The following is a 24,609-nucleotide window of genomic DNA, read 5'->3' as shown; positions in this document are numbered from 1 at the left end:
TCACCGGACGCGACGGGTCAGGACGTCACGGAGATGTCGTCGCCGTAGACCGTGCCCTGCCCGTACCAGCCGTGCAGGTAGACGGTGACCGAGCCGGTCGAGCCGGTGGTGAACTTCACCGACTGCTTCGCGTAGCCGCTCGACGAACCCCAGACACTGGCGGTCGCGTCACCGCGCACCCCGAGGTACCCGTAGTTCCCCTGCACCCAGCCGCTCAGCGTGTACGTGGTGTTGGGGGACAGGGTGAGGGTCTGCGCGCACTCGCCGGTCTGCGAGGCGGTGGCCGCCGCGGCGAGCGCGTGCGCGCCGCCGTGCACCGGGGTGGAGACGACCGCGCCGCCCGCGTCACAGGTCCAGGGGCTGAGCGAGCCGGACTCGAAGTCGCCGTTGACCAGGACCCCGGTGCCGCCGCCCGGGCCCGGGACCGTCAGCGTGAAGGTGGCGGTGTGGCTCAGGGTGCCGGAGGTCCCGGTCACGGTGATCCGGTACGTGCCCGGGGCCGTGGTGTCCGCGACGGCGATCGCCAGCTTCGCGCTCTCGCCCGCGGTCACCGAGGCCGGACTGAGCGTCGTCGTCACCCCGGCGGGCGCCCCGCTCGCCGTCAGCGCGACGGTCTTGGCGCTGCCCGAGACGACCGCGGTGTTCACCGTCGTCGAGACCGAACCGCCGGGGGCCACCGTGGCCGAACCGGGGGAGAGGGCGACCGAGTAGTCGTCCGTCACCGGGCCGCTGCCGCCACCGGTGAACGGCGCGAAGGTGTGGCTGAAGTACCAGGTGTCCTGCGCGATCCCGGAACAGGTGTCGCTGCCGCCGGTGCCGGGGCAGCCGCCGTTGTCGCGCTGGAGCGCCCAGAACGACAGGGTGCTCAGCCCCTTGGAGACCGCCCAGTCGTAGACCACCGGGGCGTCCGCGGTGGTGAACGTCTCGGCCGGGCCGTAGTCGTCGATGCCGGGCATCTCGATGATGCCCGCCATGCCCCAGAGCTGCGCCTCGGTCTTCGACGGGTAGAGCTGGGCGAGCTGGCTCTTGAGACCGGTGATCGCCGTCTTGGTGTCCTGCGCCATGTTGTGCGAGGCGCCGTCGTAGTAGTCGAACGTCATGAGGTTCACGACATCGACCTTGGCGCCGTTGGACACCGCGTTCTCCAGCACCGCGAGCCCGCTGTCGGCGAGACCGCTCGTGGTGGTGGGCAGGGTGTACGAGATCTGCAGCGGGCGCCCGTTGGCGGCGGCCCAGTCCTGGACCTTCTTGATCGCCTTGTTGCGGCGGTCGATCCCGGCGTTGTTGTCCAGCGAGTTGTCCTCGATGTCCATGTCGAGGCGGGACACGTCGTAGGTCGTGATGACCTTCTCGTACGCGGCGGCGATCGAGTCGACGTTGGTGCAGCTGTCGGCGATCTCGGTGCTCTCGTTGTCGGCGGTGTAGCCGCCGAACGACGGGATCACGTCCCCGCCCCGGGACCGCATGGTGGTGAAGTCGGAACCGAAGACGGACTGGGCGATGGGGGTGCCGGTGTCACCGTTCCAGTACGGGGTGCAGGAACCGCGGGCCTCGGTCTGGATGAAGGCCATGGTCAGGTACTTGGCACCGGAGGCCTGCGACAGCGCGGCCGGGCTGTCGCCGTTCCACGCCTCGAAGTACGGGGCGAAGACATGGGCCGGCATGGGGGTCGCGGCGGTGGGGGCGGCCTCGGCACCGGCACCGGCGCCGAGGACCAGTCCGGCGGAGGCCACGGTGGTGGCCAGGACGCTCAGGACTGCGCCGAGTGCTCTTGGACATCGCATGGGGGATGCTCCCGGGGGGTGAGACGACGGGCGGATCGCACGGCTCGGCCGCGCCCGTCGAAGGGCGCGGCCCGTTCCTGTGATTCCCGGCCGGGGGTCACACGCCGCACGGTGTGGAGCGGCCGTGAGGCATGCCCATAATTGGTCTGGACCAGAACGCGGTCAAGAGTCTTTGCCGTTTCATTCCCCATTGCTTGCCGTCCGTCAACTCAACCTCTCCTTCGGTGAGTTGATGTCAGGATCGGTTCAGCGACGCGGCCAGGTACGGGGCCGTGCGGCTGCCGGGGGCCGCCGCCACCTCGGCCGGAGTGCCCGCCGCCACGATCCGTCCGCCCCGGTCGCCGCCGCCGGGACCGAGGTCGATCACCCAGTCGGCCCCCGCCACCACCGCCATGTCGTGCTCGACCACCACGACGGTGTCGCCCGCGTCGACGAGGCCGTGCAACTGCCGCATCAGCACCTCGACATCGGCGGGGTGCAGCCCGGTCGTCGGCTCGTCCAGCAGGTACAGCGTGTGGCCCCGGCGGGTGCGCTGGAGCTCGGCCGCCAGCTTGATCCGCTGGGCCTCGCCGCCCGAGAGCTCCGTGGCGGGCTGCCCCAGCCGCAGGTACCCGAGCCCGACGTCGAGCAGGGTCCGCAGACTGCGCTCCGCGGCCGCGGTCCCCGCGAAGAACCCGGCCGCCGACTCCACCGTCAGGTCCAGTACCTGGGCGATGTCGAGCCCGCGCAGGGTCACCTCCAGCGTCTCCGCGTTGTACCGGGCCCCGTGGCAGTCCGGGCAGGGCGCGTACGTACTGGGCAGGAAGAGCAGCTCCACGGAGACGAAGCCCTCGCCCTGGCAGGTCTCGCACCGCCCGCCCGCCACGTTGAAGGAGAACCGCCCGGCCTTGTAGCCGCGCTCCCCGGCGGTGTCCGTGGCGGCGAACAGCTTCCGTACGACGTCGAAGAGCCCGGTGTACGTGGCCAGGTTGGACCGGGGCGTACGGCCGATCGGCCGCTGGTCGACCTGGACGAGCCGGTCCACCGCCGCCAGCCCCTCGGCCGAGGCGCACCAGCGGCGCGCGGGTTCTGTGCCCGGCTCCCCGGAATCGGCGGACGGCCGCCGGTCGGCGAGCAGTCCGGCCAGCACCTGACCGGTGAGCGTCGACTTCCCCGACCCCGACACCCCCGTCACGGCGGTGAACACCCCGAGCGGGAATGCCGCGTCCACGCCGCGCACGTTGTGCCGGTCCACCCCGGTCAGCCGCAGCCACCCGGCCGGCGTGCGCACCGTGCGCTCCGGTGCCGGCCCCTGGTCGAAGAGGAACCGCCGGGTGGCCGACTCCGGCACCTGCGCGAGCCCGGCCGGGGGGCCGCTGTGCAGCACCCGTCCCCCGTGCTCACCGGCGAGCGGCCCCACGTCCACCAGCCAGTCCGCCCGGCGCACCACGTCCATCTGGTGCTCCACCACGAAGACCGTGTTCCCGGCCTCCTTCAGCCGCCCCAGCACCCCGAGCAGCGACGCGGTGTCCGCCGGATGGAGCCCGGCCGACGGCTCGTCCAGGACGTAGACGACACCGAAGAGGCCCGAACGGAGCTGGGTGGCCAGCCGCAGCCGCTGCAACTCGCCGGAGGAGAGCGTCGGGGCCGTCCGGTCCAGGCTGAGATAGCCGAGGCCCAGCTCCGTGACCGTGGCGATCCGGGCGAGCAGGTCCGCCGTCAGCATCCGCGCCGTGCCGTCGCCGCCCGCCCCGTCCAGCAGCTCCGCGAGCGAACTCAGCGGCAGCGCCGCCAGCTCCGCGATCGTCCGCCCGGCGAAGGTGACGGCCAGCGCCTGCGGGCGCAGCCGGCTGCCGTGGCACTGCGGGCACGGCGCGGAGGTCAGGAACCGCTCGGCCTTCGCCCGCAGCGTGCGGCTCCTGGAGTCCGCGAAGGTGTGCAGCACATAGCGGCGGGCGCTCATGTACGTGCCCTGGTAGGGGCGCTGGATGCGGCCCGCCTCCCGGACCGGATGGACCGTCACCACCGGCTGCTCGTCGGTGAAGAGGATCCACTCCCGCTCCTTCGCGGGCAGCTCGCGCCAGGGCCGGTCGACGTCGTGGCCCAGCGCGTCCAGCACGTCGCGCAGGTTCTTGCCCTGCCAGGCGCCCGGCCACGCGGCGATGGCGCCCTCGCGGATCGACAGCGAGGGGTCGGGGACCAGCAGTTCCTCGGTGGTGCGGTGGACGAGGCCGAGACCGTGGCAGGCCGGGCACGCCCCGGCGGCGGTGTTCGGCGAGAAGGCGTCGGAGTCCAGCCGCTCGGCCCCGGCCGGGTAGTCCCCGGCCCGCGAGAACAGCATCCGCAGCGAGTTGGAGAGCGTGGTGACCGTGCCGACGGAGGAGCGGGCCCCGGGAGCCGAGCGGCGCTGCTCCAGCGAGACGGCCGGCGGCAGACCGGTGACCTCGCCGACCGCGGGCGCCCCGACCTGGTGGATCAGCCGCCGGGCGTACGGGGCGACGGACTCGAAGTAGCGGCGCTGGGCCTCCGCGTAGATCGTCCCGAAGGCCAGCGAGGACTTCCCGGAGCCGGAGACCCCGGTGAAGACGGTGAGGGTGTCGCGCGGGATGTCGACGGAGACGTCCCTGAGGTTGTGCTCACGGGCGCCGCGCACCCGTACGTACGGATCGTGGGGGGTGGGCATGGGCGCGGGACTCCGTACGGATCGGGGCGGGCCGGTGGTCCGGGGGCGGACCGGGGCAAACACTCCGATAGTAGGCCCGGCGGGGCCGTACGGTTCCGGGACGCCCCGTACCGGTCGGGCCGGTACGGGGCGGTCGGGTCAGCGGGAGGGGCGCAGGGCGCGCTTGATCGGCCGTCCCACGACGCTGCGGGCGCGCTGGTACGTGGAGCGCTGGGCGGGCAGCGCCGCGTTCTTCGCAACCGTGCGCTTCAGCCGGGTGTTCTCGGCCTCGATCTCGGCGAGCCGGGTCTGCAGCCAGTTCAGCCGGGGGGCCAGCTCCGCGGCCTCGGGGCCGGTCCAGGGGCGGACGCCGGGCGGGAAGGAGAGCTTGCTCATCCGCTGCTCGAAGGCCGCGCCGCCGTCGCCGTGGGTGAAGGTGTTCTGCAGCCCGTTCTTGTCGAGGAAGTTGGTGAACCGGTCGAACCGCTCCCGGTGGCCGCGGGTCAGCGGCCCGAAGTCCGCCGTCTCGTGGAGCTCGGCGGGGTCGAGGTCGGCCGGGACGTTGGCGAGCGTGCGGTGCGGGATCTCGAAGTAGCGGCACAGCTCCAGGGTCCGGGAGTCGCCGCAGAGCACGGTGGCCGGCGTTCCGGCCAGCAGTGCGGCGATGTTGCCGTGGATCCGTGAGCCGAAGGAGAAGTCGAAGCCCCGCAGGTCCTCCATCCAGGTGACCGGGTCGATGTAGACGCGGACCTTGTCCTCCGCGTACATCGGGTGGTCGGGGTGGGTGGGGATGCCGGTGATGGCGGCGTTCGGGTGCGAGAGGTCGCGCCAGTGCAGCTGGCGGGCGTCGGAGAGGTTCTGGCCGATGAACCGGAGGTGCGGGTAGCGGGCGTGGGTGCGGTCGATGATCTGCCCGAGCTCGGTCTTGCGCACCGCGTCGTGCGAGCCGTTGACGGCGATCCGCGACCCGGGGCCGAGCGTCCCGCCGCCCTCCCGGATGGTGAGCGTGTCGCCGTGCAGGAACATCGAGGGGCAGCCGATGACGTCCACGTCGCGGAAGCCCATGTCCCGCAGGTAGCGCTCGGTGAACTCGCCGCGCACCCCGATGGAGGCGCTGCGGTCGAGCACGGCGGAGACGAAGGCGTAGACCGAGGACTGCATCGGCTTCAGCCGGTCCGCGGAGTAGTTGACCCCGGTCTGGGCGCCGACGCCCGGGACGACCACCGGGATCTTCAGCTTCGAGATGAGCCTGGTCAGCCGCTTCAGCTGCGGCTCGAACGAGGGCCGGAAGGCGTTGGCGAGCGGGACGACGAAGACGTCGTACTCGTTGTTGATGCGGTCCACGTCGGCGATCCGGGTGGCGATCCCGTTGGAGACCACCTCCGTGTGTGGCGTCTGGAGGATCTTGTGAGCGGCGTCACTGAAGATCAGGTTGCCCGAGTTGGTGGCGAACACGTCCTCGTGGAGGGCGCGTTCGACCGGGACCACGTCGAAGGGGCTCTTCCCCGAGCGCAGGAGTATTCGCTTCACGTCGTTTACGTTCGATGCCACAAAGATGAATATAGCTTTGCGATCGTTTTTGATTCCACGTGCATCCTGTACAACCTTTTGCGATCTTCACGGAACGCGAGCGGGTGATGTCACCTCCGTGCACGGGTGGGCAGGCAAGGAGTCTGGGGTCGTTCGTGTCGATTTGGCGGGATAAGTGCCCGCGTCGGCGCCGACCGGGAGTGGCTGCTTGGCGCTGTTGACCGCGGGGCGGTCTGGTGGGATGGGGGCATGAAGAGCGACCCCCGGCCCCTGGCCGTGTTCGACCTGGACGGCACGCTCGCGGACAGCGGCCACCGACAGCACTACCTGGAAGGTCCGCGGCGCGACTGGGACGGCTTCTTCGCCGCGGCCGTCGATGACCCGCCGCTGCCCGAAGGGGTGCGGCTGGCGCTCGACAGTGCCGAGGAGTGCGAGGTCGGATACCTCACGGGGCGGCCCGAGCGGTGCCGTGCGGACACCCTGGCCTGGCTCGCGGCGCACGGGCTGCCGGAGGGCCGGGTCCACATGCGGCGCAACGACGACCGCCGGCCGGCCCGGCAGGCCAAGCTGGAGATCCTGCGCCGGCTGGGCCGGGGGCGCGAGGTCCGCATGCTGGTCGACGACGACGAACTCGTCTGCGACGCGGCGGAGCGGGCGGGCTTCACCGTGGTGCGGGCCCGCTGGGCCGAGGAGTCCCCGGCGCTGAAGGACGCCCAGGAGCGCGAGGGGCGCACCTGACCGGCCGCACTCCGTCCGGGTCAGCTCGTCCCGTCGAGCCGGAAGCCGACCTTCAGGCCCACCTGGTAGTGCTCGATCCGGCCGTCCTTGATCTCCCCGCGCACCTCGGTGATCTCGAACCAGTCGAGATTGTGCAACGTTTCCGAAGCTCTTGCGACGCCCCGCCGGATGGCGTCGTCGACCCCTTCATGGGAGGTTCCCACGATTTCGGTGACCCGATAGGTGTGATTTGACATGATATGTCTCCTCTCGTCCTTATCACGGTGCCCCATCCGGCTCCGCTCCGCGAGGGATCGGCGCGGAAAACACCCGGTGAACGGCCCTTGACCAGATCAATGGTCCATACCAAAATCCAGCCACGCCCGTGCGGGCGCCGCCCGCAGTCCCCCACACCGGGTTCCTGAATCGAGCCGTTTTTGTTCAGCAGAAGGTGAACCTGGTGAAGAACCGCATACTCGTCGGAGCTGTCGCGCTCGTTTCCGCCTGTGCGCTAACAGGGTGTGGAACGGTATTCGGCATGGGGAGCTCGGACAGCAAGAAGGTCACTGTCTGGCTGATGAAGGACAGCGTCTCCGCCGATTTCCTCAAGCGGTTCACCAAGGACTTCGAGGACGAGCACCCCTCCATCGAGCTGGAGTTCAAGTTCCAGGGCTGGGGCGGCATCGGCCCGAAGGTCATCAGCGCCCTGAAGGGCAAGGACACCCCCGACGTCATCGAGGTCGGCAACACCCAGGTCGCCCAGTACGCGGCCAGCGGCGGCCTGCGCGATCTGACGCTGGAGGCCGTACGGGACATGGGCAGCGAGGACTGGCTTCCGGGCCTCGCCGACCCGGGCAGCATCGACGGCATGCAGTACGGCATTCCCTGGTACGCGGCCAACCGTGTGGTGATCTACAACAAGGAAATATTCGAGCGCGCCGGCATCAAGAATCCGCCGAAAACCCGGCAGGAGTGGATCGCCGACACCCGGCTGCTGAACGAGAACGGCAACCAGGGGATCTATCTCGCGGGCCAGAACTGGTACGTGCTCGCCGGATTCATCTGGGACGAGGGCGGTGAACTGGCCGAGGACGAGGGCGGTTCGTGGAAAGGCGCCCTGGACAGCCCCGCGGCGCTCCGGGGCATGAACTTCTACAAGGAGCTCCAGGCGCTCGGCGAGGGCCCCAAGGACGCCGACGAGGAAAAGCCCCCGCAGTCCAACGTGTTCGCCCAGGGGAATGTCGCACAGATCATTTCGGTGCCCGGCAGCGTGGCCCAGATCGTGAAGCGCAACCCCGAACTCAAGGGAAAGCTGGGCTACTTCCCGATCCCGGGGAAGACCGCCAAGAAGCCCGGCGCCGTCTTCACCGGCGGCTCCGACCTCATCGTCCCGGAGAAGGCGGACCGGCGCGCCGACGGCGTCGAGGTGGTCAAGGCGCTGGCGAGCCGGAAGTGGCAGGAGGAGCTCGCCCGGACCATGAGCTACGTGCCCAACAAGCCGGGCCTCGCGAAGGCCGTGGTCGGGCAGGAGGGGACGGCCGCGATGGCCGAGGGGGCCACGCAGGGCCGGGCGACCCCGAACTCGCCGCAGTGGGCCGATGTCGAGGCCGACAACCCGATCAAGCCGTACATGACGGCGGTGCTGGAGGGCGGCGACCCGCTGCGGGAGGCGCGCACCGCCTCGGGGAAGATCACCTCCAAGCTCTTCGGGGGCTGACCCCAGCGGGGCCCCGCCGGCGGCGTCCGGAGGGGCCCGAACCGGCCACCCCCGGGATTCAGCCTTCGCACATGTCGGCGCTCCCGGGCGGTCATGTCGAATCCAGCCGGTCGCGGAAGAAGTAAGGGGCCGGGCCGTCGCACCCCGTGCGACGGCCCGGCGGCCGTCCTTGCCGATCCGTCCGGGAGATTGTCATGAACGCGATGCCCGTTGCCTCCCTTCCCGCCACCTCACCGTCGGCCGCCCCCGAGCGGCCGCGCTACCGGGTCTCCCTGGCCACCGGCCCGGACGAGGTCCGCGCCGCCCAGCGCCTGCGCCACCTGGTCTTCGCCGGAGAACTCGGCGCCCGGCTGCACAGCCCCGAACCCGGCCTGGACAGCGACGCGTTCGACGCGTACTGCGACCACCTGCTCGTCCGGGAGGAGGCCACCGGCGAGGTCGTCGCCACCTACCGGGTCCTGCCGCCCGAGCGGGCGAAGGCCGCCGGGGGCCTCTACGCGGAGAGCGAGTTCGACCTCGGCCGACTCGCCCCGATCCGGGACGACCTGGTGGAGGTCGGACGGTCCTGCGTCCACCCCGCCCACCGCGACGGCGCCGTCATAGCCCTGATCTGGGCCGGGCTCGCCCGCTACATGGAACGCACCGGACACGACTGGCTGGCCGGCTGCTGCTCCATCCCGCTCTCCGACGGCGGCGCGGCGGCGGCCGGAGCCTGGGAGACCGTACGGACCAAGTACCTTGCCCCCGAGGACCACTGGGTCACCCCGCACCGCCTCTGGCAGCCCTCCGGCACGGCCGGGCCGGTACGCACCGGACTCGCCACCCTGCCCCCGCTGCTCCGCGGCTACCTCCGGCTGGGCGCCCAGGTGTGCGGGGCACCCGCCCACGACCCGGACTTCGACGTCGCCGACCTGTACGTCCTGCTGTCGCTGCGCCGCACCGACCCCCGCTACCTCCGCCACTTCCTCGCCCTCGCCCCGCTGCGATGAACCCCTGGCTGCCCGCCGCGCCCTGCGCCCCGGGGACCTGCGCCGCCCACACCGGCCGGACCCGGCTCCGTCCCGTCGCGGCGGCCCTGCTGCTCGCCGGGTGCGCCTGGGTCCTGGCCGGTGCGCTGGGGGCACCGTTCCTGCCCCTGTTCGGCCCGACCCGCCGGGAGCGGCTGATCCGCCGCTGGTCGTACGGCGCCGTGCGCGCCTTCGGCGTACGGGTACGGGTCACCGGCGCCCCCGTACCGCCCGCCGGGACACCCGGGACGCTCGTCGTCGCCAACCACATCTCCTGGCTGGACATCCCGCTCGTCGCCGCGGTGCTTCCCGGCCGGATGCTCGCCAAGCGCGAGATCCGCCAGTGGCCGGTGCTCGGCCCGCTCGCCGCCCGCGGCGGCACCCTCTTCGTCGACCGCGACCGGCTGCGCGCGCTGCCGGCGACCGTCCGCGCCCTCGCCGCGGCGATGCGCGGCGGATCACGGGTGGTGGTCTTCCCCGAGGGCACCACCTGGTGCGGGCGCGGCCCCGGCGGCCGGTTCGGCCCGGCCGCCTTCCAGGCCGCGATCGACGCCGACGCCACCGTCCTGCCGGTACGCATCGGCTACCGCGTCACCGGCCACGGGGCGGCGGCACCGGCGGAGCGCCACGCCCCGGCCGGTGCCGCCGCCTTCGTCGGCGACGATCCGCTCCCCGCCTCACTGTGGCGGGTGGTGCGGGCGGCCGGGCTGACCGCCGAGCTCCACGTCCTGCAGCCGGTCCCGGCGGGTGCCCTGCCGGACCGCCGGGCCCTGGCCCGCCGCGCTCAGAGGGCCGTCGCCAGCGAGAGCGCGAACCGCTCCCCGGAATCCGTCCACCACTGATCCAGCCGCAGACCGGCCGCCTCCAGTTCCGCCCGGACCCGCTCCCGGCGGAACTTGGCCGACACCTCCGTACGCAGCTCCTCACCGGCCTCGAAACCCACCAGCAGATCCAGGGCCGGGACCTTCACCGTCTGCGCCCGCCGGGCCCGCAGCCGCATCTCGATCCACTCGTTCCGCGGGTCCCAGAGCGCCACATGGTCGAAGCCCTCCGGGTCGAAGTCCGCGCCCAGCTCCCGGTTGACCACCCGCAGCACGTTCCGGTTGAACTCGGCGGTCACCCCGGCGGCGTCGTCGTAGGCGGCGACCAGTACCTTCTCGTCCTTCACCAGGTCGGTGCCGAGCAGCAGCGCGTCGCCCGGGGAGAGCAGCGACCGCGCCGACCGCAGGAACGCCGCCCGCTCCTCCGGCAGCAGATTGCCGATCGTGCCGCCCAGGAAGGCCAGCAGCCGGGGCCCGGGGGTGCCCGGCAGTGCCAGACCGCCGGTGAAATCGGCGAGAAGGGCGTGCACCGAGAGTCCGGGGCGCCCGGCGAGCAGCGCCTCCGCGGCACCGCGCAACGCGCTCTCGCTCACGTCGACCGGCACGTAACTGTGCAGCTCCGGAAGCGAGTCCAGCAGGTGGCCGGTCTTCTCCGACGAACCGGACCCCAGCTCGATCAGGGTCCGGGCCCCCGAGGCGCGGGCGATCTCATCGGCCCGCTCGATCAGGATCTCCCGCTCGGCGCGGGTCGGGTAGTACTCGGGCAGCCGGGTGATCTCCTCGAACAGCTCGCTGCCCCGGGCGTCGTAGAACCACTTGGGCGGCAGCGTCTTGGGGTGCCGGGTCAGACCGTGCAGGACATCGGCGCGCAGCGCCGCGTCCGTCGCGTCGGCCGGCAGGGTGCGGGTCAGCAGGAAAGGACTCACGCAAGGGGCTCCTTGAGCGGGGTCAGTGAGACGTCGGCGCGGGTCGCCACCAGCAGCGTGCGGTCGGGGACCGGGCGCCAGAGCGGATCGTCGTCGTACGGTTCCGAGGCCACGACCGTGCGCGGGCCCGGTCCGGTCAGGCACCACAGGGTGTCGCCCCAGGCCGTCGCGACGATCGACGCGCCATCGGTGAGCAGCAGGTTCAGCCGGGATTCCGGTGCGGCGGCGGCCACGTCCAGCACGGTGGCGGAGACGGCCCCGGGCAGCGCGTCGCCGTCCGCCAGCCGGCCTCGCACCAGGGCCCAGAGCAGCGCCGAGTCGCTGCGGGCGGTGAGGGCCAGCAGCTCGGCGGGCGGCAGCGCCGCGGCGAGCGGGGCCACCGTGTGCGGCCAGCCCTTCACCGCGCCGTTGTGGCTGAAGAGCAGCGGCCCGGCGGTGAAGGGCGCGGCGGCCGCCTCGCCGTCCGCGCCCGCCTCCGTGGCGTCCCGGACGGCGGCCAGCAGCGCCGGGCTGCGCACCACCCGGGCCAGATCGGCGAAGGTCTCGTCGCCCCAGACCGGCCCCCGGCGCCGGTACCGTCCGGGCACCGGGTCGCCGTCCGCGTACCAGCCGACGCCGAAGCCGTCCGCGTTGACCGTCCCGTACCGCTGGTGGCGCGGGGCCCAGGACTGGCGGACCAGCGAGTGGGGCGGCCGGGACAGCAGTTCACCGAGGGCCACCGGAGGTCCCAGATAGGCGAGATGACGGCACATCAGCCGACGTCCCGCGCGGTACGGAAACCGGCGAAGATCTGCCGCCGCACCGGCAGGTCCCAGTTGCGGAAGGTGCCCCGGCAGGCCACCTGGTCCACGGCGAACGAACCGCCGCGCAGCACCTTGTGGGCGGGCCCGAAGAACACCTCCGAGTACTCCCGGTAGGGAAACGCGCGGAATCCCGGGTACGGCAGGAAGTCACTGGCCGTCCACTCCCACACGTCACCGATCAACTGCCCGATCCCGTGCGGGGACCGGCCCTGCCGGTATGCCCCGGCGGGCGCCGGCCGCAGATGGCGCTGGCCGAGGTTGGCCCGCTCGGGCGCCGGGTCCTCGTCGCCCCAGGGGTAGCGGCGCGAGCGCCCGGACACCGGGTCGTGGCGGGCCGCCTTCTCCCACTCCGCCTCCGTGGGCAGCCGGCGCCCGGCCCAGCGGGCGTAGGCGTCCGCCTCGTACCAGCTGACGTGGAGCACCGGTTCGTCCCCGGGGACGGGTTCGGTGACCCCGAAGCGGCGGCGCAGCCACTGGCCGCCGTCCCGGTGCCAGAACAGCGGGGCGGCCAGGTCGTGCTCGCGGACCATCTCCCAGCCCTCGGGCGCCCACCAGCGCCGCTCGGTGTAGCCGCCGTCCTCGACGAACTCCAGGTACGCGCCGCAGGTGACCGGTGCGGTGTCGAGGTGGAAGTCCGGCACGTCCCGCACATGCGCCGGGCGTTCGTTGTCCAGGGCCCAGGGGTCGGCGGACGTCCCCATGGTGAACGGGCCGCCCCCGACCAGGACTTCGGCCGGGAGGTCCGCCGGGTCCTCGGCGCGCGGCGGCACGGGCGCGGCCAGTACGGCCGGACCGGACCGGAGCTGATGGGTGATCAGCATCGTCTCGTCGTGCTGCTGTTCGTGCTGGGCGATCATCCCGAAGACGAATCCGGACCGCACCAGCGGCCGGTCGTCGTCCAGGGCGGTGGTGCCGAGGACGTCCAGGGCCCGGCCGCGCACCTCCGCCGCGTACGCCCGCGCCTCGGCGGGCGGCAGCAGCGGCAGCGAGGGGCGGGTCGCCCGGGGGTGCTCGAAGGCGTCGTACAGGCCGTCGATCTCCGGGCGCATCGCCTCGCGCCCGGCCACTCCGCGCAGCAGCCACAGCTCCTCCTGGTTGCCGATGTGCGCGAGGTCCCAGACCAGCGGGGACATCAATGGCGAGTGCTGCGCGGTCAGTTCGCGGTCGTCGACGCTGTCGGTGAGCCGGGTGGTGCGGTCCCGGGCGGTGCTCAGCGCGGCGAGGGCGCGCCGTCGCAACGGCTCCGGGTCGGTCCCGTGGGGTGCGGGGGAGTCGGTCATGGGCGGAACCCCTCGGAGTGGTGGCCCGGACCGCCGGGCCCGATGGGTGCGAGCAGTGCGGGGAGGTCGTCGGCCGGGCAGCGGCCCCGGGCCACGTACCGGTCGTGGAAACCGGCCGCGGCCTCCTGGACCCGCCCGGACGCCCCGAGCCGGGGCAGTGCCTCCAACGCGGCCCCGAAGCAGACGGCGGCCGCCGCCCGCAGCTCGGGATCGGACAGCCCGTCGCGGGCGGCGCGCGTCCAGAGCGCGTTGAGCGGCGCGGGCTCCGGCCCGGCCGCCCCGGCCAGGGGCGCCACGGTACGGAACACCGTCTCGGCGGCCTCCGGATCGTCGAACAGGGCGGTGGTCACGGCGAGCGGCACCAGCCAGCCGTCCGCCCCGTACTGGGCGTCGATCATGCGCAGCTCCAGATGGCCGCGCGGGCGCACCGGCGGGAAGAGCGTACTGATGTGGTAGTCGAGATCGGCGCGCACCGGGGGTCTCGGTGCGCCGGTGCGGATCCAGTCGCGGAACGTCAGCCCGTCCGGCACGGACCACGGACCGCTGTCCTCCCGGATGCACATCACCGGTGTGTCCAGCACATGCCCGGCCCAGGCCTCGCGCGGCAGCGGACCGTGCGGCGGAGCCACCGGCCGCCACGGGTCGAGCGCGGCCCACAGCGACTGCCGGGTCGACCGCCAGGAGGTGGGGCGGCCCAGCCGGAGGGGCGAGTTGGCGAAGACGGCCACCAGGACCGCGCCCAGCAGATGGCACAACTGCCAGCGCCGCCCGTATCCCAGAGGCCCCGGCTCCTCCTCGCCGGCGTCCAGACAGACCTGGACGGACGCGGTGTTGCACATCATCACGCGACCGGCGGGACCCGACCGGTCCAGGGCGGTCTCCATGGCGTCGTAGCGGGGTTCGCGCAGCAGCCGGCGCGGGGGGTGCCAGGGGTCGACGCCGAGCCCCACCGGCACCAGCCCCAGCGGGTCCAGGGCCGCGCGCACCGCGGCCAGGTCGGCGGCGGTGGTCTCGACGCACTCCGTCAGGGAACCGGCGGGGCGCGAGCTGAGCTCCAGCTGGCCGCCGGGTTCGAAGGTGACCGCCGCGCTCAGGGGCAGGGCCCGCAGGACGGCGGTGGCCGCTTCGAGACGGTCGTGCTCGACGGGGACACGCGGACGGTCCCGGTCGTGGATGAGCCATTCGAGTTCCACACCGACCTTGCGGGGCGGTCCCGTCTTGAAGCAGATGCAGCGCAGTAAGTCCTCGGCCTCGCCCTCGTCCAGGGGCGGGGAACCGCCGGGCGGGCCATGGCCCCCGGAGGTGTCGTACGACATGCCGGACCTCCTTCCACAGGTCTCTCCCCACCACCCAAACCCCTGCGAGTGGATCGCACAAGAGTGCCCCTGGACGCGAGAAAACCGGTTGCGCCCCTGCCGTCGGGGTGCCGAACATGCCCCGTATGCACCACACGGGGGAGTACCGATGAGCGCCAGGCTGCGCGGGATCGCGCGCGAGACCGAGGCCGTCGTCGCAGCCGGCCGCTACCGCACCCGGGACGGCCGGGAGGTGTCCATCGGACGGGCCCTGAGCAGCGCGCTCTCCGGGACTGCGCTGTACGGGCCCGAGCCGCTGCCGCTCGTCGTCCTGGACGGCGACCGCACCCCGGCCGTCGAGGTCACCGGCGAGAGCAGCCTGGCCGCCGCCCACCGGATGACCCGCGAGGGCCCCGGCAAGGTCGCCGTGCTCAACTACGCCTCCGCCCGCAACCCCGGCGGCGGCTACCTCAACGGCGCCCAGGCCCAGGAGGAGGCGCTGTGCCGGTCCTCCGGCCTGTACACCACCCTGCTGCGCGCCCCCGATTTCTACGCCCACCACCGCGCCGAACGCAGCGCCCTCTACACCGACCGGGTGATCCACTCCCCGGGCGTACCGGTCTTCCGGGACGACCGGGGACGGTTCCTCGACACCCCGTTCACCGTCGGCTTCCTGACCTCCCCGGCGCCCAACGCCGGCGTCGTCCGCGCCCGCACCCCCGAACAGGCCCACCGCATCCCCGCCGCACTCGCCTCCCGGGCGGAGCGGGTGCTGGAGGTGGCGGCGGTGCGCGGGTACCGGAGGCTGGTGCTGGGGGCCTGGGGCTGCGGGGTGTTCCGCAACGATCCGGCGCAGGTGGCCGGGGCGTTCCGGGCGCTGCTGCTGGACGGCGGCCGGTTCGCCGGGCACTTCGAACAGCTCGTCTTCGGCATCCTCGACCGGGCCCCGGACTCCGCCACCCGGGCCGCCTTCGACCGCGCCTTCGGCACCGGGAGCGCCGCGTAGGGCGTGTCCGACGGATCGCGGCCGGGGGCCCGGTACTTGCTTCCGGACCGTCGGACACGCCCTGGCGCCTACGCCCAGCCGTAACGCTCCCGCAGCCGCCCCACGACCAGGTCGAACCTCGCCCGGTCCAGGGCGCACGCCTCCCGCCGCATCCCGTCCTCGTGCACCCGCAGCACCCGGTCCAGGTCCACCCAGGACGGGCGGCCCGAGCCGTCCCAGGGGCCGGAGCCGAGCGCCACCCACTCGCGGTCCCGGTCGTGCCGCTTGCTGGAGAGCCGCACGGCGAGCAGCGTGCCCGCCGCCTCCCGGGCCACCACCAGGACCGGACGGTCCTTGCCCCGCCCGTCGTTCTCCTCGTACGGGACGAACGTCCAGACGATCTCCCCGGGGTCCGGATCGCCGTCCCGGTCCGGGGCGTAGGAGGTGCGGACCGGCCCCACCCCGAACGGGTCGACCTCCGTCGTGGCGGCCGGGCCGGAGCGGCCCGGGGGATCGGCCGGGGGATCGAAGCTGTCGTCACGGTGTTCGATGATCATCCCCACACCGTAGGGCCCGCACCGCGGCGCCGGGGCGCGGGGGCGGAGGGGACATCCGCCGGACCGGTACGTGCCCCGGGGCGCGTCCGTGCGGCGCGCTCTGGAAGACTGCCGCAAGCCATGAGCCAGTTACCGAACCAGCCCATCGAACGCCCCGTCCCCACCAGCGCCGACGTCGCACGGCTCGCCGGGGTCTCCAGGGCCACCGTCTCGTACGTACTGAACAACAGCGCCTCGGTCCGGATCAGCGAGACCACCCGCCGCCGGGTCCGGGAAGCCGCCGCCGAACTCGGCTACGTGCCCCATGCCGCGGCCCGCAGTCTGCGCGCCGGACACACCCGCATGGTCCTGCTGCCCACCGTCGATCCCCCGGCCGGCCCGCTCCACCAGCGCTTCTTCAGCGAACTGGAGGCAGGGCTGCGCCGGCTCGACTACACCGTCGTCCAGTACGGCAGCACCGGCCTCGACCCGCAGGACGCGCCGCGCGCCTGGGCCGAACTCCGCCCGGTCGCCGTCATCGCCCCCGGCGCCGTCGACCTCACCCCGCCCGGGATAGCCGTGCTCCGGAGGTCCGGGGCCAGGGCCGTGATCACCCTCGGCCCGCGCCCGGTGCCCGGCGCCCACGCCCTGGTCATGGACCAGCAGGTGGTCGGCGACTGCGCGGTGGGGCACCTGCTGGCGGGCGGGCGCCGCCGTATCGGCGTGGTCATGCCCGAGGAGAACGGACCGGACCGCCTCGCCGGCCCCCGGCTGACCGGCGCCCGGCGCGCCGCCCGGCGCCACACCGCCCGGGTGGAACCGCTGCCCCTGCGGTACGAGGAGGAGTCGGCGGCCCGGCTCGCCGCCCGGTGGCGGTCCCTGGACCTCGATGCCGTCTTCGCCTTCGACGACGCGTACGCGATGCTCCTGATGCGGGCCCTCCAGGACGCGGGCATCGACGTACCCGGCGAGACCGCCGTGATCGGCGCCGACGACCTGATGCTGGGCAGGCTCCTGCGGCCCCGGCTCACCACCGTACGGATGGAACTGGCCACCCCGCAGCCGCTCGCCGAACTGGTGGACCGGCTGGTCAAGGAGCCCGGGGCCGACCCCGAGCGCCACGACCTGCTCCGGGTCGCGGTGGTACGGCGCGAGTCCGCCTGAGACACCGGGCGGTCCGGCACGCACGGATCCGTTCCGGACCGGGGGAGAGCCCTTAACGTGAGGGCCATGAGCCATCCGCAGAGCTACGAGATCCTCCTCGTCCCCGGATTCGTGGAGGAGACCCCCGAGGCCGGGGAGAGCGACGGCACCACCGAAACGGCCGAGCCCGCCGGGGCGGACGACCCCGCCGAACCGGACGGCGGCGCCGGTGGTGCCGTCCGCTCGGCGGTCGTCTCGGCGACCGGTGAGACGGGCGCGTCCGGATACCCCCGGTACGCCGGGGACGGCGTCGTGGCCGACATCGACCCCGCGACCCGCACGGTCGAGGCCCTGCTGGTCGACGGGGCCGAACTGACCTACGGCCTCACCGCCAGGGTCAGGGAGCGGGACGCCGGGACCGCCGCCGGGCGCTGAGGCGCCACGGCCCGGCCCCGGCGGGAACCGGACCTACTGCCCCGGCGCCTGGTCCTTGTTCTCCTCGATGGACTTGCGCACCTCGTCCATGTCCAGCTTCCGGGCCTGCCCGATGACGTCCTCCAGCGCGGCCTCCGGCAACGCCCCGGGCTGCGCGAACACCGCCACGTTCTCCCGGACGATCATCAGCGTGGGAATGGAGCGGATCTCGAAGGCCGCCGCCAGCTCCTGCTGCTCCTCCGTGTTGACCTTCGCGAAGACCACGTCGTCGTGGCGCTCGGAGGCGGCCTCGTAGACCGGCGAGAACTGGCGGCACGGACCGCACCAGGAAGCCCAGAAGTCGATCAGGACGAAGTCGTTCCCGCTGACGACCTCGTCGAAGTTTTCCTTGGTGAGCTCGATGGTGCTCATGTCCTCGATACCTCTTTCTCTGCCCGCTCGGAATCTGTCCGGACAACGGTGCCCGCCCCCGTGCTATTCCGCCTGCCCATGTGGCCGCCGTCCACACCCGCCACCAGACTGTCCCCATGACAGATCCCTCCCTGAACACGGAATACGACGTCGTGGTCGTCGGAGCCGGCCCGGTGGGCGAGAACGTCGCCGACCGGGTCCGGGCCGCCGGGCTGACCGCCGCGGTCGTCGAGTCGGAACTGATCGGCGGCGAATGCTCCTACTGGGCCTGCATGCCCAGCAAGGCCCTGCTGCGCCCGGTGGTCGCCCGCGCCGACGCCCGCCGCGTCCCGGGGCTCGCCGCCGCCGTCCAAGGACCGCTGGACACCGGGGCGGTCCTCGCCCACCGCGACTACTACGCCTCGTACTGGAAGGACGACGGCCAGGCCGCCTGGCTGGAGGGGATCGGCGCCGACGTCCACCGGGGCACGGGCCGGCTGACCGGTGAGAAGGAGGTCTCCGTCACCGCCCCCGACGGCACGGAGCACCGGCTCACCGCCCGCCACGCCGTCGCCCTGTGCACCGGAAGCCGCGCCGTCGTCCCCGAACTCCCCGGCGTCGGCACGGCCCGCCCCTGGACCAGCCGGGAGGCGACCAGCGCCAAGGAGGTGCCCGGCCGTCTGGTGATCGTCGGCGGCGGTGTGGTCGGCGTGGAGATGGCCACCGTCTGGCAGGCCCTCGGCGCCCGGGTGACCGTGCTGGTCCGCGGCACCGGGCTGCTGCCGAGGATGGAACCCTTCGCCGGTGAGCTCGTCGCCCAGGCACTCACCGAGGCCGGCGCGGACATCCGCACCGGGACCTCGGTCGCCGCCGTGCACCGCCCCGCCCCGGACGGGCCCGTCACCGTCGAACTGGGCGACGGCGAACGGATCGAGGCCGACGAGATCCTCTTCGCCACCGGCCGGGCCCCGCGCACCGACGACCTCGGACTGGAGACGGTGGGTCTGGAGCCCGGCTCCTGGCTCACCGTCGACGACAGCTGCCGGGTCGAGGGCAGCGACTGGCTCTACGCGGTGGGCGACGTCAACCACCGGGCGCTCCTCACCCACCAGGGCAAGTACCAGGCACGCATCGCGGGAGCCGCCATCACCGCCCGCGCCACCGGTGCTCCGCCCCTGGAGACCGGCGCCTGGGGCGCCCACGCGGCCACCGCCGACCACGCCGCCGTACCCCAGGTCGTCTTCACCGACCCGGAGGCCGCCTCGGTCGGCCTCACCCTCGCCGAGGCGGAACGGGCGGGCCACCGGGTCCGCGCCGTCGACCACGACCTCGCCGCCGTCGCCGGCTCCGGCCTCTACGCGGACGGCTACCGGGGCCGCGCCCGCATGGTCGTCGACCTCGACCGGGAGATCCTGCTCGGCGTCACCTTCGTCGGCCCCGGCATCGGTGAACTGCTGCACTCGGCGACCGTCGCCGTCGCGGGCGAGGTACCCGTCCACCGGCTGTGGCACGCCGTCCCCGCGTACCCCACGATCAGCGAGGTCTGGCTGCGTCTGCTGGAGGCGTACCGGGGCTGAGCACCGGCGGCCCGGGAGTCCGGGCCGCCGGGACCGGGGTGAGGACGGCCGCCAGCAGTGCCTTGGTGTACGGGTGTTGGGGCGCGTCGAACACCTCCTCGGCGTCGCCCTCCTCCACCACCCGCGCGTCCTTCATCACCAGCACCCGGTCGCTGATCCGCCGGACCACCGACAGATCGTGCGAGACGAACAACAGGGCGGTGCCCAGGCGGCGTTGGATGTCGTCCAGCAGATCCAGCACCTGGGCCCGCACCGGGGCGTCGAGCGCCGACACCGGCTCGTCGCACACCAGGACGGCGGGGGACGGCGCCAGTGCGCGGGCGATCGCGACGCGCTGGCGCTGCCCGCCGGAGAGCTCGTCGGGCCGGCGGCGCAGATGCTCGGGGCCGAGGCCCACCAGCCCCAGGAGCTCCCGGGCGCGGGCCGCCCGGTCCTCGTGGCGCCCGATGCCCTCGGCGAGGATCCGGTCCACCGTGAACCGTGGGTCGAAGGAGCTGAACGGGTCCTGCTGGACCAGTTGGATACGGGAGCGGCGCGGCCGCCGCAGCCGCTCGGGCAGCTCGGACCAGGGTTCGCCGTCCAGCCGCACCGTCCCGGAGTCCGGCCGCAGCAGCCCCATCGCCACCCGGGCCACACTGGTCTTCCCGGACCCGGACTCGCCGACCAGGCCGACCGTCTCCCCCGCGCGCAGGGTGAAGGAGACGTCCCGCACCGCCGTGCGCGCGCCGTACGACACCGACACCGACGCCACCTCCAGCACCGGCCCGGCCCGCTTCGGCGCCCGCACCGCCGGACGCGGTGCCGAGGCCGCCAACAGGGCGCGGGTGTAGGGGTGTTGTGGCGAGCCGAGTAGTTCGGGCGTCGGCCCCGACTCCACCATCGTGCCCTGCCGGAGCACCGCCGTACGGTCCGCGATCCGGGCCACCACCCCCAGGTCGTGGGTGATCAGCAGCAGCCCCGTGCCGTCGGCCTTCGCCTCGGCCAGCAGATCGAGGATCTGCGCCTGCACCGTCACATCGAGGGCGGTGGTCGGCTCGTCCGCGATCAGCAGCCGGGGGCCGGCGGCCAGCGCCGAGGCGATCAGCGCCCGCTGCCGCAGCCCGCCGGAGAGTTCGTGCGGATACTGCGCGGCCCGCACCTCCGGCTCGGGGACGCCCACCCGCCGCAGCAACTCCACCACCCGGGCACCGATCAGGGCCCGGCCGACCGTACGGTGCAGCCGCATCGGCTCCGCGATCTCCGCCCCGATCCGGCGCAGCGGATCCAGCGACACCAGCGCGTCCTGCGCGACCAGCCCCACGGCCCGGCCCCGCACCGCACGCCAGTCCCGCGCACGGAAACCCGTCACGTCCCGCCCGTCCACCCGCAGCGCCCGGGCCCGCACCGCCGCCCCCGGCCCGGCGAGGCCGAGCAGGGCACGGGCCGCCGTGCTCTTCCCCGAGCCGGACTCCCCGACCAGGGCCAGGCATTCGCCCGGCGCCACGGAGAAGGACACGTCCCGCACCGCGTGCACCGGCCCGGACCGCCCGGATCCGAAACGCACGTCCAGCCCGTCCACCGTCAGCAACGCGCTCATGCCCCGGCCTCCCTCGGCGCCCCGGCCCACAACGACCGGCCCAGCACGGTCACCGAGAGCACCACCGCGACGATGGCCAGCCCCGGGAAGGTCGCCGTCCACCAGGCGGTCGCCAGGAACTCCCGGCCGTCCGAGAGCATCGACCCCCACTCGGCGGCCGGCGGCGGAGTCCCGAGCCCCAGGAAACTGAGGGCCGAACCGGAGATCACCGCCGTGCCGGTGCCCACCGTGGCCAGCGCCAGCAGCGGACCCGTCACATGGGGCAGCACATGCCGCACCACGATCACCGGCCGCCGGACCCCCAGCACCTTCGCCGCCTCCGCGAAGGGGGACCGGACGGCGGGCAGCGCCTGCCCCCGGACCAGCCGCGCGTACGTGGGCACGGTCGCGACCCCGATCGCCAACAGCACGTTCACCGTCCCGGAACCGACCACCGTGACCACCAGCAGCGCCAACAGCAGCTCCGGGAAGGCCAGCAGCACGTCGAGGCCACGCATCAGCACCCGGTCGGCCAGGCGTGGACCGGCCGCCGCGAGCAGCCCGACGACCAGCCCGGCCAGCGCCCCGAGCACCGTCGCGCCGAGCCCGATCGCCAGCGACGGGCGCGCCCCGTACACCACCCTCGACAGCACGTCCCGGCCCAGCTCGTCCGTACCGAACGGATGGGACCCGCCGGGCGGGCTGAACGCCGCCACCACATCCGTGTCGTCGGGCGGGTGCGGGGCGATCAGCCCGGGGAAGGCCACCGCCACCGCCAGCAGCACCAGCACCCCGCAGGCGGCCACCACCGCCACCCGCCGCCCCCGCCGGGCCCCCGCACCCGCTCTCATACGCCCGCCCCTTCCGCGCGCAGCCGCGGATCGATCACCAGATAGGCGAGATCCACCAGCAGATTCACCACGACGAACGCCGCCGCGGACAACAGCACCAACGCGGTCACCACGGGGATGTCCTTGGACGTCACCGCCGTCACCAGCACCCGGCCCAGCCCAGGCCGGGCGAACACCGTCTCGGTGAGCACCGCCCCGCCCAGCAGGCTGCCCACCACCCACCCGGAGAGCGTCGCCACGGGCAGCGCCGCATGGCGCAGGGTGTGCCGCAGCAGCAGCCACCGCTCGCTCGCGCCCCTGGCCCGTACGGTCAGGGCGAACGGCTGGGCCAGCGCCCCGTCCAGCTCCTGGCGCACCACCCGGGCCAGCACCCCGCCGATCGGCAGTGCCAGGGTCAGCGCCGGCAGGACCAGCGCCGACGCGCCCTGGTCGCCCGCGGCGGGCAGCAGCCGGAAGCGGTACGACAACACCGTCAGCCCGACGATGCCCAGCCAGTAGGAGGGCACCGACACCGCCAGCAGTTCGAGCCCGGACGCCACCGCGCGGGCGATCCGGCCGCGCCCCGCGGTCGCCACGGCCGCCGTGAACGCGATGAGCAGGGCCAGCGCGGTCGCCGCCAGCGCCAGCTCCACCGTCGGCCCGATCTGACCGGCCAGCACGTCCCCGACCGGCAGCCCCAGTTGGTACGAGCGGCCCAGGTCCCCGCTCAGCAGCCCGCCCAACTGCCGCAGGTACTGCACCGGCAGCGGGTCCCCGAGCCCGTAGTCGGCCCGGATCCGCTCGCGCAGCGCGGGCGTCGCGGCCGTCGACGGCCCCAGCACCGTGTCCACCACATCGCCCGGGACCAGATGCAGCACCAGGAACGACACGGTCGCCGCACCCCACAGCACCAGGACCCCGGCCCCGAGCCGCCGCACCACCACGGGCACCACCCGCCCCCGCGCCCCGGAGCTCATCGCCCACCGTCCACCCACGCGCCCTGGAACAGCGGCCACGCCGAGGCGTCGAAGGCCACCCCGTGCACCCGGTCCCGCACCCCCAGCTGCCGGGTGCCGACGAAGGCGGGCAGCGCGTACCCCCGCTCCACGACCCGCTGCTGCACCTTCGCGTACAGCGCCTCGCGCTCCTTGTCCGAGGAGGCCGCCGTCGCCGCGTCCAGCCAGCCGTCGATCCTCGGATCGTCCACCCGGGCCCCGTTCGCCCCGCCGTCGGCGAGCCGGCTCTCCGAGTGGAAGACCGTACGCAGCAGATCGGGGTCCGAGCCGCCCCAGGCGAAGGCGATGATGTCGTAGTCGCCCCGGTCGCGGACCGGGGTGTAGCTGCCCGCGTCCAGCGGCTTGAGGACCAGCTCGACGCCCGCCTTCCGCAGTTCCGCCTGGACGGCGGTGTCGAAGGTGCGCCGTTCGGACTTGGTGTACGCCGGGACGTACAGCAGGGTCACCCGGAACCGTTCGCCGTCCTTGGTCCGGTAGCCCTCCGCGTCCCGGCCGGTCCAGCCGAGCCCGTCGAGGAGGGCGGCCGCCCTGGCCGGGTCGTGGCCCCAGCTCTTCTCCACGGCCGGGGCGTAACCGGGGGTGGACGGGCTGAGCGGGCCCCATGCCCGCCGGTACTGCCCGGCGAAGACGGCCTTGGTGATGGCCTCGGTGTCCACGGCGTGCAGGACGGCCAGCCGGGCGTCGAGCCGGTCGAAGGGGGCGCGCTGGGTGTTGAGGAAGTAGGAGTAGACGATGCCCGGCGAGTCGTGGCCGCTGACCGACAGGCCCGGCTGCGACGTCAGCGAGGCGACCCGGTTGGCCGGCAGGAAGTCCGCCACGTCCGCCTGGCCGGAGGTCACCGCGCCGACCCGGGTCGCGTTCTCCGGCAGGAAGCCGACGACCAGCCGCTCCACATGGGCGGCGCCGTCGTTCTCCGCGGAGGCGGGCGGCCAGGCGTACGAGGCGTTCCGGGCGAGGACCAGCTGCTGGCCCTTCACCCGGGAGACGAAGGTGAACGGCCCCGTGCCGACCGAGGCCGGACCGCCCGTCGCCGGCCCGTCCGGCCGCTCGCGCAGCGCCTTCGGCGAGTGGAAGCCGAGATACGTCGTCGACACGGCGTGCAGGAAGGACGCGTACGGCCGCTTCAGGCGCACCGTCACCGTGTGCCGGTCCACCACCTCGGTCCGCTCGTAGGGGCCGATCAGCGTGGCCGCGTACTGGGACTTGGTGGCCGGGGCCACGATGCGGTCGAAGTTCGCCTTCACCGCCGCGGCGTCGAACGGGGTGCCGTCGGTGAACTCCACGTCCTCACGGAGCCGGAAGGTGTACGCCCGGCCGTCGTCCGACACCTTCCACTCCCTGGCCAGCCACGGCTCGAAGCCGCCGTCCGGGCGCTGTGCCACCAGGGAGTCGAAGACGTTGCGCATCAGCACACCGACGATGTCGGCCGGGGACACATGGGGGTCGAAGTTGTCCGGCTCCACGTCGGTGACGAAGGTGAGCGTCCCGCCGTCGCGCGGGGTACCGCCCGTGCCCGGGGCGGATGTGGCCGCGGTGCCGGGGGAGCAGGCGGTCAGACCGGCCGCCGCCATAGCACCGGCGGACAGCAGGAGGAAGGACCGGCGAGTGGGCACGGGGGCTC

22 protein-coding genes are annotated in these 24,609 nt (G+C 73.5%); 8 read left to right on the top strand and 14 right to left on the bottom strand.

The window, feature by feature from the left end; translation table 11 throughout:
- Window positions 1-17: 17 nt before the first annotated feature.
- From ACIQGQ_RS28100 to ACIQGQ_RS28090, 3 genes are all read right to left on the bottom strand, one after another.
- Entirely contained in the window at window positions 18-1,784 is a 1,767-nt protein-coding gene (locus ACIQGQ_RS28100) for a glycosyl hydrolase family 18 protein (RefSeq protein WP_402400589.1), read from the bottom strand.
- A gap of 235 nt (window positions 1,785-2,019) precedes the next feature.
- A complete protein-coding gene (locus tag ACIQGQ_RS28095) occupies window positions 2,020-4,446 on the bottom strand; it encodes an ABC transporter (protein ID WP_402400586.1) in 2,427 nt (808 codons plus the stop codon).
- A gap of 138 nt (window positions 4,447-4,584) precedes the next feature.
- Window positions 4,585-5,976, bottom strand: coding sequence for a polysaccharide pyruvyl transferase family protein (locus tag ACIQGQ_RS28090; protein ID WP_402400584.1), 1,392 nt, complete (start codon window positions 5,974-5,976; stop codon window positions 4,585-4,587).
- 228 nt (window positions 5,977-6,204) lie between these two features.
- Between ACIQGQ_RS28090 and ACIQGQ_RS28085 the strand changes: the two genes are divergently transcribed.
- Window positions 6,205-6,693 carry a hypothetical protein gene (locus ACIQGQ_RS28085; RefSeq protein ID WP_402400582.1) on the top strand — a complete coding sequence of 163 codons (489 nt, stop codon included), beginning with the start codon at window positions 6,205-6,207 and terminating at the stop codon, window positions 6,691-6,693.
- A 20-nt stretch (window positions 6,694-6,713) separates the two neighbouring features.
- Here ACIQGQ_RS28085 and ACIQGQ_RS28080 read toward each other — a convergent pair whose 3' ends face one another.
- Entirely contained in the window at window positions 6,714-6,929 is a 216-nt protein-coding gene (locus tag ACIQGQ_RS28080; protein WP_352280254.1) for a dodecin, read from the bottom strand.
- Window positions 6,930-7,132: 203 nt separating this feature from the next.
- Here ACIQGQ_RS28080 and ACIQGQ_RS28075 point away from each other — a divergent pair, with 203 nt between their 5' ends.
- The 3 genes from ACIQGQ_RS28075 (at window position 7,133) to ACIQGQ_RS28065 (ending at window position 10,238) form a co-directional block, all read left to right on the top strand.
- Window positions 7,133-8,389 carry an extracellular solute-binding protein gene (locus ACIQGQ_RS28075; protein WP_402400579.1) on the top strand — a complete coding sequence of 419 codons (1,257 nt, stop codon included), beginning with the start codon at window positions 7,133-7,135 and terminating at the stop codon, window positions 8,387-8,389.
- 194 nt (window positions 8,390-8,583) lie between these two features.
- Window positions 8,584-9,378: a GNAT family N-acetyltransferase gene (locus ACIQGQ_RS28070; RefSeq protein ID WP_402400576.1), complete on the top strand. Its 795-nt coding sequence runs from the start codon at window positions 8,584-8,586 to the stop codon at window positions 9,376-9,378.
- Window positions 9,375-10,238, top strand: coding sequence for a lysophospholipid acyltransferase family protein (locus tag ACIQGQ_RS28065; RefSeq protein ID WP_402400574.1), 864 nt, complete (start codon window positions 9,375-9,377; stop codon window positions 10,236-10,238). The genes ACIQGQ_RS28070 and ACIQGQ_RS28065 overlap by 4 nt, the downstream gene beginning before the upstream one ends.
- Here the strand turns inward: ACIQGQ_RS28065 and egtD are convergent.
- The 4 genes from egtD to egtA are packed head-to-tail and all read right to left on the bottom strand — an operon-like array spanning window position 10,181 to window position 14,542.
- A complete protein-coding gene (egtD, locus tag ACIQGQ_RS28060) occupies window positions 10,181-11,143 on the bottom strand; it encodes an L-histidine N(alpha)-methyltransferase (protein ID WP_402400572.1) in 963 nt (320 codons plus the stop codon). The genes ACIQGQ_RS28065 and egtD overlap by 58 nt on opposite strands.
- Complete coding sequence (egtC, locus tag ACIQGQ_RS28055; protein ID WP_366293780.1) at window positions 11,140-11,895, bottom strand: ergothioneine biosynthesis protein EgtC; 756 nt, start codon at window positions 11,893-11,895, stop codon at window positions 11,140-11,142. The genes egtD and egtC overlap by 4 nt, the downstream gene beginning before the upstream one ends.
- Window positions 11,895-13,226, bottom strand: coding sequence for an ergothioneine biosynthesis protein EgtB (gene egtB / locus ACIQGQ_RS28050; protein WP_402400569.1), 1,332 nt, complete (start codon window positions 13,224-13,226; stop codon window positions 11,895-11,897). The genes egtC and egtB overlap by 1 nt, the downstream gene beginning before the upstream one ends.
- A complete protein-coding gene (gene egtA / locus ACIQGQ_RS28045) occupies window positions 13,223-14,542 on the bottom strand; it encodes an ergothioneine biosynthesis glutamate--cysteine ligase EgtA (protein WP_402400566.1) in 1,320 nt (439 codons plus the stop codon). The genes egtB and egtA overlap by 4 nt, the downstream gene beginning before the upstream one ends.
- Window positions 14,543-14,690: 148 nt before the next feature.
- On the opposite strand from egtA, the gene ACIQGQ_RS28040 reads away from it, so the two are divergent.
- Window positions 14,691-15,527 (top strand): TIGR02452 family protein, encoded by an 837-nt coding sequence (locus ACIQGQ_RS28040; protein ID WP_402400563.1) that lies wholly within the window; start codon window positions 14,691-14,693, stop codon window positions 15,525-15,527.
- 68 nt (window positions 15,528-15,595) lie between these two features.
- Here ACIQGQ_RS28040 and ACIQGQ_RS28035 read toward each other — a convergent pair whose 3' ends face one another.
- On the bottom strand, window positions 15,596-16,063 hold the full coding sequence (locus ACIQGQ_RS28035) for a type II toxin-antitoxin system PemK/MazF family toxin (RefSeq protein ID WP_402400560.1): 468 nt from the start codon (window positions 16,061-16,063) through the stop codon (window positions 15,596-15,598).
- Window positions 16,064-16,183: 120 nt separating this feature from the next.
- On the opposite strand from ACIQGQ_RS28035, the gene ACIQGQ_RS28030 reads away from it, so the two are divergent.
- Entirely contained in the window at window positions 16,184-17,206 is a 1,023-nt protein-coding gene (locus tag ACIQGQ_RS28030; RefSeq protein WP_402400557.1) for a LacI family DNA-binding transcriptional regulator, read from the top strand.
- 66 nt (window positions 17,207-17,272) lie between these two features.
- Window positions 17,273-17,620: a hypothetical protein gene (locus ACIQGQ_RS28025; protein ID WP_402400554.1), complete on the top strand. Its 348-nt coding sequence runs from the start codon at window positions 17,273-17,275 to the stop codon at window positions 17,618-17,620.
- 33 nt (window positions 17,621-17,653) lie between these two features.
- Here ACIQGQ_RS28025 and trxA read toward each other — a convergent pair whose 3' ends face one another.
- Window positions 17,654-18,031 carry a thioredoxin gene (trxA, locus tag ACIQGQ_RS28020; RefSeq protein ID WP_402400551.1) on the bottom strand — a complete coding sequence of 126 codons (378 nt, stop codon included), beginning with the start codon at window positions 18,029-18,031 and terminating at the stop codon, window positions 17,654-17,656.
- 116 nt (window positions 18,032-18,147) lie between these two features.
- Between trxA and ACIQGQ_RS28015 the strand changes: the two genes are divergently transcribed.
- Window positions 18,148-19,587 carry a dihydrolipoyl dehydrogenase family protein gene (locus ACIQGQ_RS28015; RefSeq protein ID WP_402400549.1) on the top strand — a complete coding sequence of 480 codons (1,440 nt, stop codon included), beginning with the start codon at window positions 18,148-18,150 and terminating at the stop codon, window positions 19,585-19,587.
- On the opposite strand, the gene ACIQGQ_RS28010 is transcribed toward ACIQGQ_RS28015, so the two are convergent.
- The 4 genes from ACIQGQ_RS28010 to ACIQGQ_RS27995 are packed head-to-tail and all read right to left on the bottom strand — an operon-like array spanning window position 19,544 to window position 24,601.
- The gene (locus ACIQGQ_RS28010) at window positions 19,544-21,163 is read right to left on the bottom strand and encodes a dipeptide ABC transporter ATP-binding protein (protein WP_402400547.1); all 1,620 of its coding nucleotides are present in this window, start codon (window positions 21,161-21,163) and stop codon (window positions 19,544-19,546) included. The two genes, ACIQGQ_RS28015 and ACIQGQ_RS28010, sit on opposite strands and share 44 nt — an antisense overlap.
- Entirely contained in the window at window positions 21,160-21,993 is an 834-nt protein-coding gene (locus ACIQGQ_RS28005) for an ABC transporter permease (RefSeq protein WP_402400545.1), read from the bottom strand. Before ACIQGQ_RS28005 ends, ACIQGQ_RS28010 begins: the two co-directional genes overlap by 4 nt.
- Window positions 21,990-22,949 carry an ABC transporter permease gene (locus ACIQGQ_RS28000; protein WP_402400542.1) on the bottom strand — a complete coding sequence of 320 codons (960 nt, stop codon included), beginning with the start codon at window positions 22,947-22,949 and terminating at the stop codon, window positions 21,990-21,992. The genes ACIQGQ_RS28005 and ACIQGQ_RS28000 overlap by 4 nt, the downstream gene beginning before the upstream one ends.
- On the bottom strand, window positions 22,946-24,601 hold the full coding sequence (locus tag ACIQGQ_RS27995) for an ABC transporter substrate-binding protein (RefSeq protein ID WP_402400539.1): 1,656 nt from the start codon (window positions 24,599-24,601) through the stop codon (window positions 22,946-22,948). The genes ACIQGQ_RS28000 and ACIQGQ_RS27995 overlap by 4 nt, the downstream gene beginning before the upstream one ends.
- Between the last annotated feature and the right edge of the window lie 8 nt (window positions 24,602-24,609).

It is taken from the genome of Streptomyces sp. NPDC092952 (genome assembly GCF_044754785.1).
GTDB lineage: Bacteria > Actinomycetota > Actinomycetes > Streptomycetales > Streptomycetaceae > Streptomyces.
The sequence above is the reverse complement of the archived record's forward strand: the minus strand, read 5'-3'. Positions and strand labels throughout refer to the sequence as shown.

Bases quoted from the DNA above. Each gene is read 5' to 3' on its own strand.
- ACIQGQ_RS28100 (WP_402400589.1), bottom strand. From the start codon at position 1,784: ATGCGATGTCCAAGAGCACTCGGCGCAGTCCTGAGCGTCCTGGCCACC.
- ACIQGQ_RS28095 (WP_402400586.1), bottom strand. From the start codon at position 4,446: ATGCCCACCCCCCACGATCCGTACGTACGGGTGCGCGGCGCCCGTGAG.
- ACIQGQ_RS28085 (WP_402400582.1), top strand. From the start codon at position 6,205: ATGAAGAGCGACCCCCGGCCCCTGGCCGTGTTCGACCTGGACGGCACG.
- ACIQGQ_RS28080 (WP_352280254.1), bottom strand. From the start codon at position 6,929: ATGTCAAATCACACCTATCGGGTCACCGAAATCGTGGGAACCTCCCAT.
- ACIQGQ_RS28070 (WP_402400576.1), top strand. From the start codon at position 8,584: ATGAACGCGATGCCCGTTGCCTCCCTTCCCGCCACCTCACCGTCGGCC.
- ACIQGQ_RS28065 (WP_402400574.1), top strand. From the start codon at position 9,375: ATGAACCCCTGGCTGCCCGCCGCGCCCTGCGCCCCGGGGACCTGCGCC.
- egtC (WP_366293780.1), bottom strand. From the start codon at position 11,895: ATGTGCCGTCATCTCGCCTATCTGGGACCTCCGGTGGCCCTCGGTGAA.
- egtB (WP_402400569.1), bottom strand. From the start codon at position 13,226: ATGACCGACTCCCCCGCACCCCACGGGACCGACCCGGAGCCGTTGCGA.
- egtA (WP_402400566.1), bottom strand. From the start codon at position 14,542: ATGTCGTACGACACCTCCGGGGGCCATGGCCCGCCCGGCGGTTCCCCG.
- ACIQGQ_RS28040 (WP_402400563.1), top strand. From the start codon at position 14,691: ATGAGCGCCAGGCTGCGCGGGATCGCGCGCGAGACCGAGGCCGTCGTC.
- ACIQGQ_RS28035 (WP_402400560.1), bottom strand. From the start codon at position 16,063: ATGATCATCGAACACCGTGACGACAGCTTCGATCCCCCGGCCGATCCC.
- ACIQGQ_RS28030 (WP_402400557.1), top strand. From the start codon at position 16,184: ATGAGCCAGTTACCGAACCAGCCCATCGAACGCCCCGTCCCCACCAGC.
- ACIQGQ_RS28025 (WP_402400554.1), top strand. From the start codon at position 17,273: ATGAGCCATCCGCAGAGCTACGAGATCCTCCTCGTCCCCGGATTCGTG.
- trxA (WP_402400551.1), bottom strand. From the start codon at position 18,031: ATGAGCACCATCGAGCTCACCAAGGAAAACTTCGACGAGGTCGTCAGC.
- ACIQGQ_RS28015 (WP_402400549.1), top strand. From the start codon at position 18,148: ATGACAGATCCCTCCCTGAACACGGAATACGACGTCGTGGTCGTCGGA.
- ACIQGQ_RS28010 (WP_402400547.1), bottom strand. From the start codon at position 21,163: ATGAGCGCGTTGCTGACGGTGGACGGGCTGGACGTGCGTTTCGGATCC.
- ACIQGQ_RS28005 (WP_402400545.1), bottom strand. From the start codon at position 21,993: ATGAGAGCGGGTGCGGGGGCCCGGCGGGGGCGGCGGGTGGCGGTGGTG.
- ACIQGQ_RS28000 (WP_402400542.1), bottom strand. From the start codon at position 22,949: ATGAGCTCCGGGGCGCGGGGGCGGGTGGTGCCCGTGGTGGTGCGGCGG.